We start from the raw sequence: 16,036 nt of genomic DNA on the forward strand, positions 1-16,036 counted from the left end.
ATCATGTATCGTTCCCATGTGCTGGTCTGCGGGGGTACTGGCTGTACATCCTCCGGCTCAGTCAAAATCATTGAAGAGTTTGAGCGCGAGCTTGCCGCGACAGGTCTGACGGAGGAGGTCAAGGTCGTCAAAACGGGCTGCTTCGGCCTGTGCGCGCTCGGTCCGGTCGTCATCGTCTACCCGGAAGGCTCGTTCTATTCCCGCGTCAAGGCGGAGGATGTCAAGGAGATTGTCGACGAGCACTTGCTCAAGGGGCGCATCGTCAAACGCCTGCTGTACACCGAGACGGTTGCCGAGGATAAGATCAAATCGCTCGACCAGACCGACTTTTATAAAAAACAGATGCGTGTCGCGCTGCGCAACTGCGGCGTCATCGACCCGGAGGACATCAACGAATACATCGCCTACGACGGCTATCAGGCGCTCGGCCGGGTGCTGACCGAAATGACGCCGGACGATGTGATTGAAATCCTCAAAACGTCCGGCTTGCGCGGCCGCGGCGGCGCGGGGTTCCCGACGTGGCTCAAGTGGAACTTTGCCAAGGCGCAGCCCGCCGGCCAGAAATATGTCTGCTGCAACGCCGACGAGGGCGACCCGGGCGCGTTCATGGACCGTTCGGTGCTCGAGGGCGACCCGCACGCCGTGTTGGAGGCCATGACGATTGCCGGTTATACAATTGGTTCCAATCAGGGTTATATTTATGTGCGCGCGGAGTATCCGATCGCCGTCAAGCGCCTTGAGATCGCCATTGCGCAGTCCCGCGAGATGGGATTTTTGGGTAAGGATATCTTCGGCACCGGCTTTGACTTTGACATCGAGCTGCGCCTGGGCGCAGGCGCGTTTGTCTGCGGCGAGGAAACGGCGCTGATGACCTCGATCGAAGGCCATCGCGGCGAGCCGCGTCCGCGTCCCCCGTTCCCGGCGGTCAAGGGCCTGTTCGGCAAGCCGTCCATTCTGAATAACGTTGAGACATGGGCCAACATCCCGCAGATCATCCTCAAGGGACCGGAGTGGTTCGCGTCGATGGGCACCGAAAAGAGCAAGGGCACCAAGGTGTTTGCGCTTGGTGGCAAGATCCACAACACGGGGCTTGTGGAGGTACCGATGGGCACGACGCTGCGCGAGATCATCGAGGAGATCGGCGGCGGCATCCCGAATGGAAAGAAATTCAAGGCCGCGCAGACGGGCGGACCGTCCGGCGGCTGTATCCCCGCGTCGCTCATCGACACGGAGATCGACTATGACAACCTGCTCGCCATCGGCTCGATGATGGGATCGGGCGGCTTGATCGTCATGGACGAGGACAACTGTATGGTGGATATCGCCAAGTTCTTCCTCGAATTTACCGTCGACGAGAGCTGCGGCAAGTGCACGCCGTGCCGGATCGGCACCAAGCGCCTTTATGAGATGCTTGACAAGATCACCCGCGGAAACGCCACGCTTGAGGATCTCGACAAGATGGAGGAGCTGTGCTATTACATCAAGGAAAACGCGCTGTGCGGCCTGGGGCAGACCGCCCCGAACCCGGTGCTGTCCACGCTGCGCTATTTCCGCGACGAATACATCGCACATGTTGTCGACAAGCGGTGCCCGGCAGGCGTCTGCAAGCATTTGCTTCAGTACCGCATTGAAAAGGAAAAGTGCAAGGGCTGTACGCTCTGCGCGCGTCAGTGCCCGGTGGGCGCTATCAGCGGATCGGTTAAAAATCCGCATGTGATCGATCAGACCAAGTGCATCAAGTGCGGGGCCTGCATGGAAAAATGCAAATTCGGCGCGATCGTCAAGAAATAAGAAAGGAGTGTACCAACATGGAAAAAGAAATGGTAAATATAAAGATCAACGGTATGCCCTTCTCTGTGCCGAAGGACAGCACCATCCTGGAAGCCGCGCGGTACGCCGGCATCCAGATCCCGACGCTGTGCTACCTCAAGGAAATCAACGCGATCGGCGCGTGCCGCATCTGCGTTGTCGAGGTCAAGGGGGCGCGTTCGCTTGTGGCGGCGTGCGTGTATCCGGTGGCCGAGGGAATGGAGATCATCACAAACTCCAAGAAGGTTCAGCAGTCGCGTAAAATTACGCTCGAGCTGATTCTTTCCACGCATAAAAAGGAATGTCTCTCCTGCGTGCGCAGCGGCAACTGCGAGCTGCAAAAGCTCTGTCACGACTTCAAGGTTGACGACGAGCACCGTTATGACGGAAACAATCCCGAATGGCCAAAGGACGATTCCGCGGTCCATATGGTCCGTGACGACAACAAGTGCATCCTTTGCCGCCGCTGCGTTGCGGCCTGCGCCAAATGGCAGGGCATTGGCGTCATCGGCCCGAATGAACGCGGCTTCAATACGCATATTGCCTGTGCGTTTGAGCAGAACCTCGACGAGGTCGCCTGCGTAAGCTGCGGCCAGTGTATCGTCGTCTGCCCGACGGGCGCGATCTATGAAAAGGACCAGACGGATGAGGTTTGGGCGGCGCTGAACGACCCGGCCAAGCATGTCGTCGTTCAGACAGCCCCATCCATCCGCGCTACGCTCGGCGAAGCGTTTGGAATGCCGGTCGGTACGAACGTCACCGGCAAAATGGCTGCCGCACTGCGCCGCATCGGCTTTGAAAAGGTGTTTGACACCGATCTTGCCGCTGATATGACGATTGTTGAGGAGGCGCACGAGTTCGTTGAGCGCGTCAAAAACGGCGGTGTCCTGCCGATGATCACGTCCTGTTCGCCGGGCTGGATCAAATACTGTGAGCACTATCATCCCGATATGATCCCCAATCTTTCGACGTGCAAATCGCCGCAGCAGATGTTTGGCGCAACGGTTAAGACCTGGTACGCTGAAAAAATGGGATGGGATAAAAAGGATATCGTTGTTGTGGGCGTTATGCCCTGCACAGCCAAGAAGTTTGAAGTGCAGCGCGACGACGAGGATGCGGCCGGCTCCGGTATCCCGGATGTGGATATCGCGCTGACAACGCGTGAAATCGCGCGCATGATCGACCGTGCGGGCATCCAGTTTACAGAGCTGCCCGATGAGGAGTTCGATTCCCCGATGGGTGAGAGCACCGGCGCCAGCGTTATCTTCGGCGCGACAGGCGGCGTCATGGAGGCGGCGCTGCGCACGGCGGCGGAATGGGTCGGCGGCAAGCCGCTCGAGCAGGTCGAGTTTACCGATGTGCGCGGCACGGCCGGCATCAAGGAGGCCAGCTATCAGATCGGCGATCTGACGGTCAACGTGGCTGTCGTCTCGGGGCTTGCCAACGCGAAAAAGCTGCTTGAGCAGGTCAAGAGCGGTATGAAGAATTATCACTTTATCGAGATCATGGGTTGCCCCGGCGGCTGTGTCAACGGGGGTGGCCAGCCGGTTCAGCCAGCCAGTGTGCGCAATTTCGTCGACCTCAAGTCCATTCGCGCCAAGGCGCTCTATGACGCCGACGAGGCAAAGACCCTGCGTAAGAGCCATGAAAATCCGGCGCTGCTTACAATCTACAAGGAATATTTCGGCGAGTTCGGCAGCCACCTTGCGCACAGAATTCTGCACACGAGCTACACAGAGCGTTCCCGCTTCTAGGCTCCGGCCTTTTTCCGGCCTTTTTGAAAAAAGGCCCCGGCGAAAAACTTCATACCTTTTTTGAAAAAAAGGTATGCCAAAAAACTTTAGCCGGCTGCGCCGCGAATAGTGAGGCAGCGGCTTCTGAAAGGGTTTTTATGCGCCCGGCGGGCGGCAATAGCCGCCCTGCCGGGCGCGAGCCGTTGCGGTTGCGCTTGGAAGGTGCACTGCATAAAGGGGCAGGCCGAATCAGTCCCCCTTGTATGATTAAAAGAACCGCCAGCATAGCTGGCGGCTCTTTTAATCATCAAAAAACAGAGGAGCGCTGGGCGCTCCTCCGTTTTTTGTCCGAAAGGGCAGCGGGCTGCGCCCGCGTATCGCCCTGGCCATAGATGGAAAAAATAATCGCTTTGCGATTATTTTATCATGTCCGCAAAGCGGCATGATAAAATTGGCCATCAGGGCGGCAGCGGGCTGCGCCCGCGTATCGCCCTGGCCATAGATGGAAAAAATAATCGCTTTGCGATTATTTTATCATGTCCGCAAAGCGGCATGATAAAATTGGCCATCAGGGCGGCAGCGGGCTGCGCCCGCGTATCGCCCTGGCCATAGATGGAAAAAATAATCGCTTCGCGATTATTTTTTCATGGCAATGGCCTGTTTCGCCTTGGCGGCGATACCTTCAGGCGTAAGGTCATAGGCTTTCATAACAAGCGGAGCCTTACCGCTGCGGCCGAATTCATCGTTGACGCCGTGCTTAACCACCGGGGTCGGGCAGTTTTCAGAAAGGAATTCGCTGACGGCCGCGCCGAGTCCGCCGATCACATTGTGTTCCTCGGAGGTGACGATACAGCCGGTTTCCTTCGCGGCTTTAAGCACAATTTCCGTGTCAAGCGGTTTGATCGTATGCATATCGATCACGCGCGCGGAGATACCGTCAGCTTTCAGCAGCTCGGCGGCTTTGAGCGCCTCCTGTACCATCATGCCGACCGCGATGATCGTGACATCCTTTCCGCCGGCAAGCTGGACGCCCTTGCCAAGCTCAAAGCGGTAGCCCGGGATCGAATCGGTGACTGTTTCGACCGCAAGACGCCCAAGACGCATATAGGCGGGACCATCATAGTTGAGCAGCGCCTCGACAGCGGCTTCCATTTCATGCCCATCGCACGGACACAGGACCGTCATGCCAGGGATAACACGCATAAGTGCGAAATCTTCGATGCACTGATGTGTCGCGCCGTCCTCACCGACGGACAAGCCGCCGTGCGAACCGATAACTTTGACATTGAGACGCGGATATGCGACCGAATTGCGCACCTGCTCATAAGCGCGGCCGGCGGAGAACATGGCGAAGGAATTGGCAAACGGCATCTTGCCACAGGTGGCCAGACCGGCAGCAATGCCGATCATATCGGCCTCAGCGATGCCGATATTAAAAAACTTGTCAGGAAACGCTTTGGCAAAGCTGTTGGTCATCGTCGCACCGGACAGATCGGCGTCCAAGACAACCAGATTTGGGTTCTCACCAAATTTCACAAGCGCCTTCCCATAAGCGGCGCGCGTAGCAATGACTTCTCCCATGATTAACCCTCCAGACCTTTCAAAGTAGCCTCAAGCTCGGCTTTCGCGGTTTCATACTGCTCGTCATTGGGCGCTTTTCCATGCCAGCCGGCGTTGTTTTCCATAAAGGAAACGCCCTTTCCTTTGACTGTTTTGGCTAAAATCACGGAAGGCTTGCCCTTGCAGGCGGCCGCAGCGTCAAAGGCATCGGAAATAGCCGCGATATCGTGGCCGTCGCATTTGATGACGTTCCAGCCGAACGATTCCCATTTTTTATCGAGCGGCTCGGACGGCATGACATCGGCTGTTTTGCCGTCGATTTGCAGGCCATTGACGTCGACAACGCCGCACAGATTGTCCAAACCGAATTTAGCAGCAGCCATAGCAGCTTCCCAAATCTGGCCTTCCTCGATCTCGCCGTCGCCCATGACCGCATAAACGCGATAATCCTTTTTGTCAATTTTGCCAGAAAGCGCCATGCCGACCGCTACGGAAAGCCCCTGGCCCAAGGAGCCTGTCGACATATCGACGCCCTTGACATAACGCATCTCGGCATGTCCGGAAACATGACCGTCAATACTGCGGAACAGCTTGAGATCATCAACAGGGAAGAAGCCGCGCAGTGCAAGCGTGGGATACAGCGCAGGCGTGCAGTGTCCTTTGGACAACACGAAACGGTCGCGGTCCGGATCCTGTGGGTTTTGAGGGTCAATGTGCATTTTGTCAAAATAAAGAACTGTCAAAACATCCGTAACCGACAGCGAACCGCCGATATGGCCGGACGCCGCGGTATGTACCGCCTCAAGACCAGCAAGCCTGATCTTTGCCGCGGTGATTGTTAATTCCTTGGCGCGAGTTTGCTCCATTTTGCTCATCCTTTCACCTGTTCGGATACGATATTTCCCAGACGCTGCGGCCGGCAACGCCCGCATAAATACCTATCATAATAATAATACAAACAATTTGGATAATCAAGGTGTTTCATCGTTATCTTTTGATGATCGCTGCCGCGCGGCCCGATCGGGCCTGCCTGAAAATAAAAACGGATTTTTTTGATTGGAATCGATTGACAGGGGCGCCGTTATCTGATATAATAAAAATCTATTTGGAATGCTTAGACAGAGGATGGACAAGACACAGTCAGAATGTGTGCTGTTTTCCCGCGTTTTGCTTCCACAGCTTAAAATGCAGCGGTATCGAAGTGGTCATAACGGGGCTGACTCGAAATCAGTTTGCGAGCAATCGCACGAGGGTTCGAATCCCTCCCGCTGCGCCACCAGGCAAGGGCCCAGAGCCATTTCGCGCTCTGGGCCTTTTCCTATATCTAAAACAACTGCCCGTGTCCGGGATGGTTTTAAACTGGGCAGGCTTGCCAAAAAAGAACCGCGATTTTGATACGATAAGTATCAAAATCGCGGTTCTTTCTTTTCGCCTAAAAGTCAGAAAATAAAAGGCATTTGGGTTATCAGTCAGAAGCCAGGACAGGAGCGCCGGGATGCCGGCCTCCCCGCCCTGGCTTTTTTACGTCCATCTGTAAGGCCCATATTGATGATTAGGCCAAATCGTATTGCCCCCTGCGTGACCGTATGCTTGCTGCATTAGCGTTCCTTATTTCCAGCGGCTGCAAAAACCTGCTTGACAAAAGGATGACGCGGTGTTATATTTTAATTGACAACAACTTGTTATACATAAAGGAGGTTAAACCCGTGATACAGCAAATTTCCGATGCCGAACTTGAAATTATGAAAATCGTGTGGGGGAACCCGGAGGGGGTGACGCTCTTTCCCTACATCATGGACGGGCTGGCGGCCAGGGGCAAGCCGTGTCAAAAAAACACCTTGATTGTACTGCTGTCGCGGTTGATGAACAAGGGCTTTTTGAGCGCCAGGAAAATTGGGCGCCGCAATGAATATACCACGCTCGTTTCGGAAACGGAATACCAGACAGCGCAGACGAAAAATTTCCTGGATAAGATTTATGAGGGCAGCGCAAAAGGTCTGGTTTCTAATTTGATTTTGGGCGACTTGCTGGCAGAGGAGGAATATGAGGAATTGAAAAGGCTGCTGGAGAAAGGAAATGAGCAACAATGAACGCAGTTTTGAAAATCTTCCTGTCCATGTCCGTTTCCGGCGGATTGCTTATCCTGCTCCTGCTATTGGGAAAACGATTTTTCAAAGATAAAATCAGCCGGCAATGGCAGTATTATATCTGGCTGGTTGTTGTTTTGCGGCTGCTGCTCCCGTTCGGGCCGGAAGTAAATCTGCTGGGAAAGACCTATGAGGCTGTCGATCAGGCAATATCTCAGGCAGCTCCTTTACCGCCGCGGCAACAGCCCCCGCTAAACGTTCCGGGAGACAATCCCGCTTTCGCTGTTGGGGCGGATCAGCATAATGAAACTGTGAATAGTCCGGCAGAGGATGTAGCAGCAGCCCACTCATTTCAAGCTATTGGGATGCTGCTGATAAATTATATTTGGCTGGTTTGGCTGACGGTTGCGCTGGGCCTGCTGATACGAAAAATAACAATCTATCAGGGCTTTATACGGTATATCAGGGCTGGATTAACCCCGGTTTCTGACATTGAACGGTTAGACCGGCTTTCCATTGCCGCGGAGCAATCAGGCGTCAAAAAGCCGATTGAATTATGTGTCAATCCGTTGGTTTCTTCCCCGCTGCTGATTGGCTTTTTCCATCCATGTATTGTACTGCCAAGCGCAGATATTCCCGAAAAGGATTTTCGCTATATCGTCCTGCATGAACTGACGCACTATAAACGGCGGGATATGTTCTATAAATGGCTGGTTCAAGTTACCGTCTGCCTGCATTGGTTTAATCCCCTTGTACATCTTATGAGCCGGGAGATTACCAAGGCCTGTGAATTTTCCTGTGATGAAGCTGTACTTGCTAAAATGGGAAGCGGCAACGCGCAGGACTATGGGAAAACCCTGCTTGACGCAATGGCGGCAGTGGGAAAATACAAGGAAAATCTTGGGGCTGTCACTTTAAGCGAAAATAAACAGCTTTTGAAAGAGAGGTTGGGCGCTATCATGAAGTTTAAGGAGCCTTCAAAGGCGGTTAAGATTTTGACGATTATGCTGACTTTATTCTTGGCCGCGGGCGCGTCTTTTGTCGGGGTTTATACAGCTGGAACCGCTCAAGCCGCCCCTCTCCCCAATACACCGCTGGATATAACGGGCAGGCCCGCCTTATCACTGGATATCCGCAGTGCCGCCGTCAATGTGTTGGCGGCTCCCCGGGGCAGCAAGATCTATGCTGAGTTTAACGAAGATGTGTATCAGGTTGAGCCTCACATTGATGGACAGCAGGATATCTGGAGCATGTCGATCTCATGCAAGACAAATACAAACAACAATGATGAGACCATCAAACTGTATATTCCCGATATTGCGTATGGGGATGTAACTTTGAACGTGGACAACGGGCATTTGACTTGCGATCTTATCCGGTCTGGAAATATCGTAGGCAACTTCAATATGGCGTCCGTCTTTTTGACCCTGCCAGAGGGCTTCGCTGGCTCGGTGGACGCTACAGCCAACAGTGGGTATTTCCAGCTAATTTCCCAAGATGATTTCAAGAATACCACTACGACTATTACAGATCACGGCAGTTGGGGTGAGATATACAAACCGAAGAATTTCAAGGAAAATGGGAATACGGCCACGTTCACAGATGGCACAGGAAATAATGTAATCCGGGTAACAAGACAAGGCTCCGGCGTGATGGGGATTTATACCTCGAACGCATTTGACACGTCAAGCTTTCCTGATGGATGGAAAAATTTGTGGCGGAACGAATGGCAGGGTAAGCCCTGGGAAGATGATTGGCAGCAAAATACTTGGCAGGAAGATGATACCCCAAAGGTTCCCGCCGCACCTGGCGAGCGGCCTGAAAAAGCGGATGCAGCTTCTACAGACATAGAACGGTATTATGAGGCGGACAGCCTGCCGCTGTTTCAAATCGCTTTTTCCCGATTGGATGAAAGTACGCAAAAGAAATGGCTTGAAAAACTCTATGATGACGGCGACTCTGCATTTTTCTCTGTTGCTGCACAGGGACTTGACGAAAATTCTTCTCTGCTTACTGATTTTGCTGAAAAAGCGTATGCGGAGGAAGAAACAGCGTTTTTCTCCATCTTGACGGACTGCATGGAAGAAGCGGAGCTGGGGCTTTGGCTGGACCGGGCTTTGGAAGATGGGAACTGGGCGTTTCAATCCATGCTCTTTGATAAACTGGGTCGGAACGACGAATTTGACGAACTGGAAGAAAAGCGGGAGAAGGAATGGGACGAAGCGCGGAAAGCGGAATATGGAGCGGTAGGCGTTACGATCAATGGAAAAAACTATTACTACCAAGGGCAGTTAGTCGATATTTTCTTGGACATTGTGCAGCAAAATAAATCTTTCTACGTTTTGAGCATGAACCCCAAAGGAACGGTCAATATCAAAATTCTCCGTGATGCGGACAACAAAATCACAGGCGTTGCCTATATGACCGAGGCGGAGGTAACGCAACTGCTTGAGGACGGATGAAGATGATGTGAACGTTATCCCTGTCAATCGCAGTTCAGACAGGAAATATTCCGCCAGGGCGTGTATGTCTCCCATTGGTACAGCTTCTTAATCCTTGCTGTCGAGCTTGAGGACCGCTGTAAACGCTTCGGGCGGCACGGAGACGGACCCAAGCTGGCGCATCTTCTTTTTGCCTTCCTTCTGTTTTTCAAGCAGCTTCTTTTTGCGCGTGATATCGCCGCCGTAGCATTTGGCGAGCACATCCTTGCGCATGGCGCGTACGGTTTCGCGCGCGATCACCTTGCCGCCAATCGCGGCCTGGATGGGCACTTCGAACAATTGACGCGGGATATTGTCGCGCAGGTTTTCGCAGATGCGCCGCGCGCGCGGATAGGCCTTGTCGGCGTGCGCGATAAACGACAGCGCGTCGACCACTTCGCCGTTTAAGAGAATGTCGAGCTTGACAAGCTTCGAATCGCGGTAACCGCACATCTCGTAATCGAACGACGCATAGCCGCGCGTGCGCGACTTGAGCGCGTCGAAGAAATCGTAGACAATCTCGTTGAGCGGCAGCTCGTAATGCAGCTCGACACGGTCGGCGTCAAGATATTTTGTATCGATGTAAACGCCGCGCCGGTCCTGGCAGAGGTCCATGATGTTGCCGATATAAGCTGTTGGGGTAAAGATGTTCGCTTTGACAAACGGCTCCTGCGCGGCGGTGATCTGCCCAGGATCGGGATAGCTGGCGGGATTGTCGATCGAGATTTCCTCGCCGTTTGAAAGGATCAGCTTATAGACAACGCTCGGCAGCGTTGTGACGATATCGAGGTTGAATTCCCGCTCCAGCCGCTCCTGGATGATTTCCATATGCAAAAGCCCCAAAAATCCGCACCGGAAGCCAAACCCGAGCGCAACGGACGTCTCAGGCTCAAAGGAGAGGGACGCGTCGTTGAGCTGGAGCTTTTCAAGCGCGTCGCGCAGGTCGGGATATTTGGCGCCATCCTGCGGGAAGATGCCAGAAAAGACCATCGGCAGCACCTTGCGGTAGCCGGGCAGCGGCTCGGCCGCGGGATTGGCGGCGTCCGTGACGGTGTCGCCGACAGCTGTGTCGCGCACCGTTTTGATTGACGCGGTGATATATCCGACCTGGCCGGCAAACAGCTCGCCGCGCGGGACAAGGCTGGTCGCGCCCATAACGCCGCATTCCACAACGTCGAATTCCGCTCCGGTGGCCATCATGCGGATGCGCATACCCGGGCGCACGACGCCGTTTTTGACGCGGACATAGACGATAACGCCGCGGTAGGCGTCATAGTAGCTGTCAAAGATGAGCGCCTGAAGCGGCGCGGCCTCGTCGCCGCGCGGCGCGGGGATATCGGACACGACGCGCTCGAGCACCGCGTGGATGTTTTCACCCGTTTTTGCCGAGATGCGCGGCGCGTCCATGCATGGGATACCAATGATGTCCTCGACCTCCTGCGCGACGCGCTCCGGCTCAGCGGCAGGCAGGTCGATTTTGTTGACGACGGGTGTGACTTCAAGGTCGTGCTCGATCGCCAGATACGTGTTGGCGAGCGTCTGCGCCTCGATGCCCTGCGACGCGTCAACAACCAGAATGGCGCCCTCGCACGCGGCGAGCGAACGCGACACCTCGTAGTTGAAATCGACGTGGCCGGGGGTGTCGATCAGATTGAACTGATACTCCCCGCCGTCGTCGGCGCGGTAGGTCAGCGACACGGCGCGCGCCTTGATGGTGATGCCGCGCTCGCGCTCGATGTCCATATTGTCAAGGATCTGATCCTCCATATCGCGCTTTGAAACGGTTTCCGTCAATTCAAGGATGCGGTCGGCAAGCGTGCTCTTGCCGTGATCAATATGCGCGATGATGCAGAAATTCCGGATGTTTTTTCGTTTGTCCATGTTTTCCCGCCGTTTCCGCCACAGGGTGTTTGTTCCGATCAAAACCCCGGGCAACTCAAAATCACTATACTGTTAAATTATAGCATACCAGCCGCCGCCTATGCAATATGGGCGCAGGTTGTATTCATGATAACATGCTGATATCATCGCGATCAAAGAAACACGCGAATGCTTGATAAAATCGGGCTGTAAGAATATAATAGGAACGTTACAGGAAAAAAGAACCGCTGGATGGAGGAAGAATCGATGGACAGCAGGGTCGAACGCTTTTACAATGGATTGAAGGGTAAGAAAATCTCGATGATCGGCATCGGCGTAAGCCATTCCGATCTGATCAGCCGCCTGCGTGACTACGGCGCGAAGGTGACGGCGCATGACCGGCGCGCGCGCAGCGCGGTCGGCGAGGCGATCTGCAACAATTTTGAGGCGCAGGGCATCGCGCTGCGCCTGGGAGAGGATTATCTTGAAAACATCGACGCGGATATTGTGCTACGCACGCCCGGCATGTATTTTCATCAGCCGGTGATCGATGCGCTGCAGCGCGACGGCGTTGTTGTGACAAGCGAAATGGAGCTGTTTTTTGATCTCTGCCCGTGCCGGACCATTGGTATTACAGGCAGCGACGGCAAAACGACGACGACGACGCTGATCGCTGAGATTTTAAAGGAAGGCGGCCGCCGCGCGCACATCGGCGGCAACATTGGGCGTCCGCTGATGCCGATTCTGCGCGATATCCGCGACAATGACTTTGCCGTCGCGGAGTTGTCGAGCTTCCAGCTGATCTCCATGCGTGAAAGCCCCGACGTCGCAGTTGTCACAAACATCAGCCCGAATCACCTTGACGTGCATGGGAACATGCAGGAGTATATCGACGCCAAGCGCAACATTGTGCTGCATCAAAACGCATTTTCACGCACGGTGCTCGGCGTTGACAACGAGCTGGCCGCTTCCTTTGCCGCCGATGTGCGCGGCCGTCTGTTTGAATTTTCTGTCCGGCGCCCTGTGCGCACAGGCGCTTTTCTCGGCGAGGACGGCATCCTATACGCATCGGTCAACGGTGAACGCACAAAGATTATCAATCAAAATGAACTGCGTCTGCCGGGGATGCACAACATCCAGAACTATCTGGCGGCCATCTGTGCCGTGTGGGGTGTGGTCGATATTGAGGCCATCCGCAATGTAGCCATGGAATTCGGCGGTGTGGAGCACCGCATTGAGTTTGTGCGCGAAAGGGACGGCGTGCGCTGGTACAACGACTCGATCGCGACAACGCCGACGCGCACAATCGCGGGGCTTGACAGCTTCAGCCAAAAGCTGATTGTAATAGCGGGCGGATACGATAAAAAGGTGCCGTTCGATCCGATGGTCCCCAAGGTCGTTGAAAAGGTGAAAACGCTTGTCCTCATTGGTGCGACGGCCGACAAAATCGAGGCGGCTGTCCGGGCGGACAGCGGGTTTTCCGCCTCCGGGATGACGATTATCCGCGCCGGCAGCCTTGAGGAGGCGGTCGAACAGGCGGCGGCGGCCGCGCGCGCCGGCGATATTGTATCGTTGTCGCCGGCGTGCGCCAGCTTTGATATGTTCCCAAATTATGAGACGCGTGGACGCCGCTTCAAAGAGCTTGTCAACGCGCTGTAACCAGGAGGGTGCTATGACGACGAATGAACTGCTTTTAACGCTGAGCGGTGCGGCCGGCGTTTCGGGCGCGGAAAACGGCGCGCGGGACGCGGCGCGCCGCCTGCTCGAGCCGCTTGGCCCGTGTGAGACGGCCGCGCTCGGCTCGCTGGTCTGCCGCGTGAGGCCCGTCCCGGAGAGCGGGGCGCATCTGCTGCTGACGGCGCATATGGACAGCATCGGCATGATCGTAACGTTTATTGACGACAACGGATTTTTGCGTGTGGCTGGCTGCGGCGGCGTGGACCGCGCGGCGCTGCCAGCCGCGCAGGTGACGGTTCACACCGCGTCGGGCGCGCTGCCCGGCGTTGTCTGCACCGTGCCGCCGCATCTGACGGAGGATGACGGCGTACTGCCGAAAGTCGACGAGATCAGCGTCGATGTCGGACTTGCAGCCGAGGCGGCGCGTGCCCAAATCGCGCCTGGCGACCGCATAACGTTTGACTGCACGCCGTTTACGACGCCCTCGGGGCTTGTTTGCTCGCGCGCGCTCGACGACCGCGCCGGCTGCGCCGCCGTGATTCTGGCGGCGCAAAAGCTGGCGCGGCAGCCGCTCGCGTGCGGATTGAGTGTCGCGCTGACGGTGATGGAGGAGGTCGGCGGACAGGGGGCGCGCACGGCGGCCAACCTGTTGGCGCCGACGCACGCTGTTGCGGTCGACGTGTCGTTCGGCCACACGCCCGATGCGCCGCGTCCAAAATGCGGCGTTATGGGGGAGGGCCCGATGATCGGCGTATCGCCGATTCTCGATCATACGATGTTCGAGGGGATGAAGGCGTGTGCAAAGCGCCACAGCATCAATTTTCAGGTCGAGGTGATGGGCGGCAATACCGGCACGGACGTTGATGGGGTCGCCGTAGCGGGCGCGGGGGTGCGGTGCGCGCTTGTGTCGATTCCGCTGCGGTACATGCATACGCCTGCTGAATTGATCGACGCGCGTGATGTGGAACAGACCGCCGCGCTGATCGCGGCTTATGTGACGGATGAATTTGGGGGTGCGCGCTAATGCTGTATGAGAATATCGAACGTCTGAGCGCGCTGCCCGGCGTATCCGGGCGTGAGGAGGCTGTGCGCGCAGCTTTATTGGAGCTGCTTGACGGCCGCTGCGACTGTCAGGTTGACGCCTTGGGCAATCTGCTTGCTTTTAAGCGCGGCGCAAAGAAGCCGGCAAACCGCCTGATGCTTTCCGCGCATATGGATGAGGTCGGGTTGATCGTCACCTATATTGAAGACAGCGGCCTTCTGCGGTTTGCGACAGTCGGCGGAATAGACCGCCGTACAGTTGTTGGCAAGACGGTGCGCATTGGAAAGACACGCGGCGTAATCGGTACAAAAGCGACGCATCTGAAATCGGCCGAGGAGCGCGGCAAGGCGGCGGCGCTCGATGCGCTGTGCATCGACGTCGGCGCAAAAACGCGCGACGAGGCGGCGGCGCTTATCAGCCCCGGCGACTGCGCTGTATTTGATTCGCAGTACGCTTTGTTCGGCGACGGTTTCCTGCGCGGCCGCGCGCTGGACGATCGTGTAGGCTGCGCGCTGCTTGTGGAGCTGCTGTTGTCGGAGCAATTGCCATACGATGTACACATCGCCTTCACAGTCCAGGAGGAAACCGGCACGACCGGCGCAAAAACAGCCGCCGCGCAGATTTGTCCCGATATTGCGATTGCGGTTGAGACGACGACAGCCTGCGATATTCCGGGGACGCCGCCGGAAAAGACGGTCTGTTCACTGAAAAAAGGCCCTGTGCTTTCCTTTATGGATCGGGGAACGATTTACGACGCGACGCTGTACGCGCGTGCGATGAAGGAGGCGGCCGCTGCCGGGATCGCTTGTCAACCAAAGCAGGGCGTCTTCGGCGGCAACGAGGCGCGTTCGGTGCAGACAGCGGGAGACGGCGCACGCGTATTGGCGGTGTCCGTCCCGTGCAGATATCTGCACACGCCGTCATGCGTAGCCAATCGTTTCGACATCGACGAGACACTGCGCCTGCTGCGGCTTTTGATTGATGTGTTTGGCGCGTGATCCGTTTTGTAACGCTGGAGCTTGAGGCGCTGTTTTGTGAAAAATCCGCACAGTTTGGTATATTTGGAACAAAAATATACTCGCAGTATCAAACGTATGGCGCACAGAGCGGCATTCTCGATCTGTGGCTGTTGTTTAATGATACGCATGTAACCGGCTGCGTTTCCCGACTCGGCGGTCTGCTGACCGCCGCATGTGCGCCGCAGGCGGACATCGAGGAGCTGGCGGTGTTCCTGCGCGCTGTGGGCGGCCGCGCTGTGGAAGGGACACTGCCGCTGATCGAGAGGGTGCGCGCCGTAACACGCGGCGAACTTCGTTCGTCGCGCGTCATGCGTGCAGACAGCTGTGGCTGCCTGCACGCTCCCGCGCCTTGCGGCGCGGACGGCGCGCCCTGTCCCGCGGACCGCCTCGCCCCAGTCTATGCGCTGCTTTGTGCGGCCGACCCCATATTCGCAGCCAAGGCGGATGAAGCCGCTTGGCTGACGGAGCTTTCGCACAAAACACGGCATGATTTGGCGGAAATTTACATACTAAAAGTAGAAAATACTCTAATATCAACCTCAGGTATTTATTTTAAGGATGCAGACAGTGCGATTCTTGCCGGCGTGGCAACCGCTCCGGCCATGCGTGGGCGCGGTTATGGCCGCCGCCTGGTAGAATATACGGCTGCGGCCGCGTTGGCACAGGGCTTGACACCGTATCTGCTGACGGCGGACGACCGGCTCGGTGCGTTTTATACTGCCTGTGGATTTATGGACGCCGGCCGGTGGGCACGGTTGGAATGGTAAAC

Annotated in this window: 11 protein-coding genes and 1 tRNA gene; 9 read left to right on the forward strand and 3 right to left on the reverse strand. The window is 56.0% G+C overall.

Annotated elements, in window-relative coordinates; all coding sequences use genetic code 11:
• Positions 1–3 precede the first annotated feature (3 nt).
• The gene (locus FMM72_RS14520; RefSeq protein WP_160210604.1) at positions 4–1,791 is read left to right on the forward strand and encodes an NADH-quinone oxidoreductase subunit NuoF; all 1,788 of its coding nucleotides are present in this window, start codon (positions 4–6) and stop codon (positions 1,789–1,791) included.
• A gap of 17 nt (positions 1,792–1,808) precedes the next feature.
• Positions 1,809–3,563 carry an NADH-dependent [FeFe] hydrogenase, group A6 gene (locus FMM72_RS14525; RefSeq protein WP_160210603.1) on the forward strand — a complete coding sequence of 585 codons (1,755 nt, stop codon included), beginning with the start codon at positions 1,809–1,811 and terminating at the stop codon, positions 3,561–3,563.
• A 615-nt stretch (positions 3,564–4,178) separates the two neighbouring features.
• On the opposite strand, the gene FMM72_RS14530 is transcribed toward FMM72_RS14525, so the two are convergent.
• A complete protein-coding gene (locus tag FMM72_RS14530) occupies positions 4,179–5,123 on the reverse strand; it encodes a transketolase family protein (protein ID WP_160210995.1) in 945 nt (314 codons plus the stop codon).
• A gap of 2 nt (positions 5,124–5,125) precedes the next feature.
• The gene (locus FMM72_RS14535; protein WP_160210994.1) at positions 5,126–5,968 is read right to left on the reverse strand and encodes a transketolase; all 843 of its coding nucleotides are present in this window, start codon (positions 5,966–5,968) and stop codon (positions 5,126–5,128) included.
• Positions 5,969–6,289: 321 nt separating this feature from the next.
• Here FMM72_RS14535 and FMM72_RS14540 point away from each other — a divergent pair.
• The 3 genes from FMM72_RS14540 (at position 6,290) to FMM72_RS17255 (ending at position 9,651) form a co-directional block, all read left to right on the forward strand.
• Positions 6,290–6,378, forward strand: a tRNA-Ser gene (locus FMM72_RS14540).
• Positions 6,379–6,808: 430 nt separating this feature from the next.
• Entirely contained in the window at positions 6,809–7,192 is a 384-nt protein-coding gene (locus FMM72_RS14545; protein WP_160210993.1) for a BlaI/MecI/CopY family transcriptional regulator, read from the forward strand.
• On the forward strand, positions 7,189–9,651 hold the full coding sequence (locus tag FMM72_RS17255) for a M56 family metallopeptidase (protein WP_243157837.1): 2,463 nt from the start codon (positions 7,189–7,191) through the stop codon (positions 9,649–9,651). Before FMM72_RS14545 ends, FMM72_RS17255 begins: the two co-directional genes overlap by 4 nt.
• 87 nt (positions 9,652–9,738) lie before the next feature.
• Here the strand turns inward: FMM72_RS17255 and lepA are convergent, their stop codons facing one another.
• Entirely contained in the window at positions 9,739–11,550 is a 1,812-nt protein-coding gene (gene lepA / locus FMM72_RS14560) for a translation elongation factor 4 (protein ID WP_160210992.1), read from the reverse strand.
• 246 nt (positions 11,551–11,796) lie between these two features.
• On the opposite strand from lepA, the gene murD reads away from it, so the two are divergent.
• The 4 genes from murD to FMM72_RS17545 are packed head-to-tail and all read left to right on the forward strand — an operon-like array spanning position 11,797 to position 16,034.
• Entirely contained in the window at positions 11,797–13,188 is a 1,392-nt protein-coding gene (gene murD, locus FMM72_RS14565; RefSeq protein WP_162221840.1) for a UDP-N-acetylmuramoyl-L-alanine--D-glutamate ligase, read from the forward strand.
• A 13-nt stretch (positions 13,189–13,201) separates the two neighbouring features.
• Complete coding sequence (locus FMM72_RS14570) at positions 13,202–14,230, forward strand: M42 family metallopeptidase (RefSeq protein ID WP_162221841.1); 1,029 nt, start codon at positions 13,202–13,204, stop codon at positions 14,228–14,230.
• Positions 14,230–15,246 carry a M42 family metallopeptidase gene (locus FMM72_RS14575; RefSeq protein WP_162221842.1) on the forward strand — a complete coding sequence of 339 codons (1,017 nt, stop codon included), beginning with the start codon at positions 14,230–14,232 and terminating at the stop codon, positions 15,244–15,246. The genes FMM72_RS14570 and FMM72_RS14575 overlap by 1 nt, the downstream gene beginning before the upstream one ends.
• A complete protein-coding gene (locus FMM72_RS17545) occupies positions 15,243–16,034 on the forward strand; it encodes a GNAT family N-acetyltransferase (RefSeq protein ID WP_162221843.1) in 792 nt (263 codons plus the stop codon). Before FMM72_RS14575 ends, FMM72_RS17545 begins: the two co-directional genes overlap by 4 nt.
• Positions 16,035–16,036: the final 2 nt, after the last annotated feature.

Origin of the sequence: Anaerotruncus colihominis, from assembly GCF_010206195.1 — a bacterium.
In the GTDB taxonomy this organism is placed as follows: domain Bacteria; phylum Bacillota; class Clostridia; order Oscillospirales; family Ruminococcaceae; genus Anaerotruncus; species Anaerotruncus colihominis_A.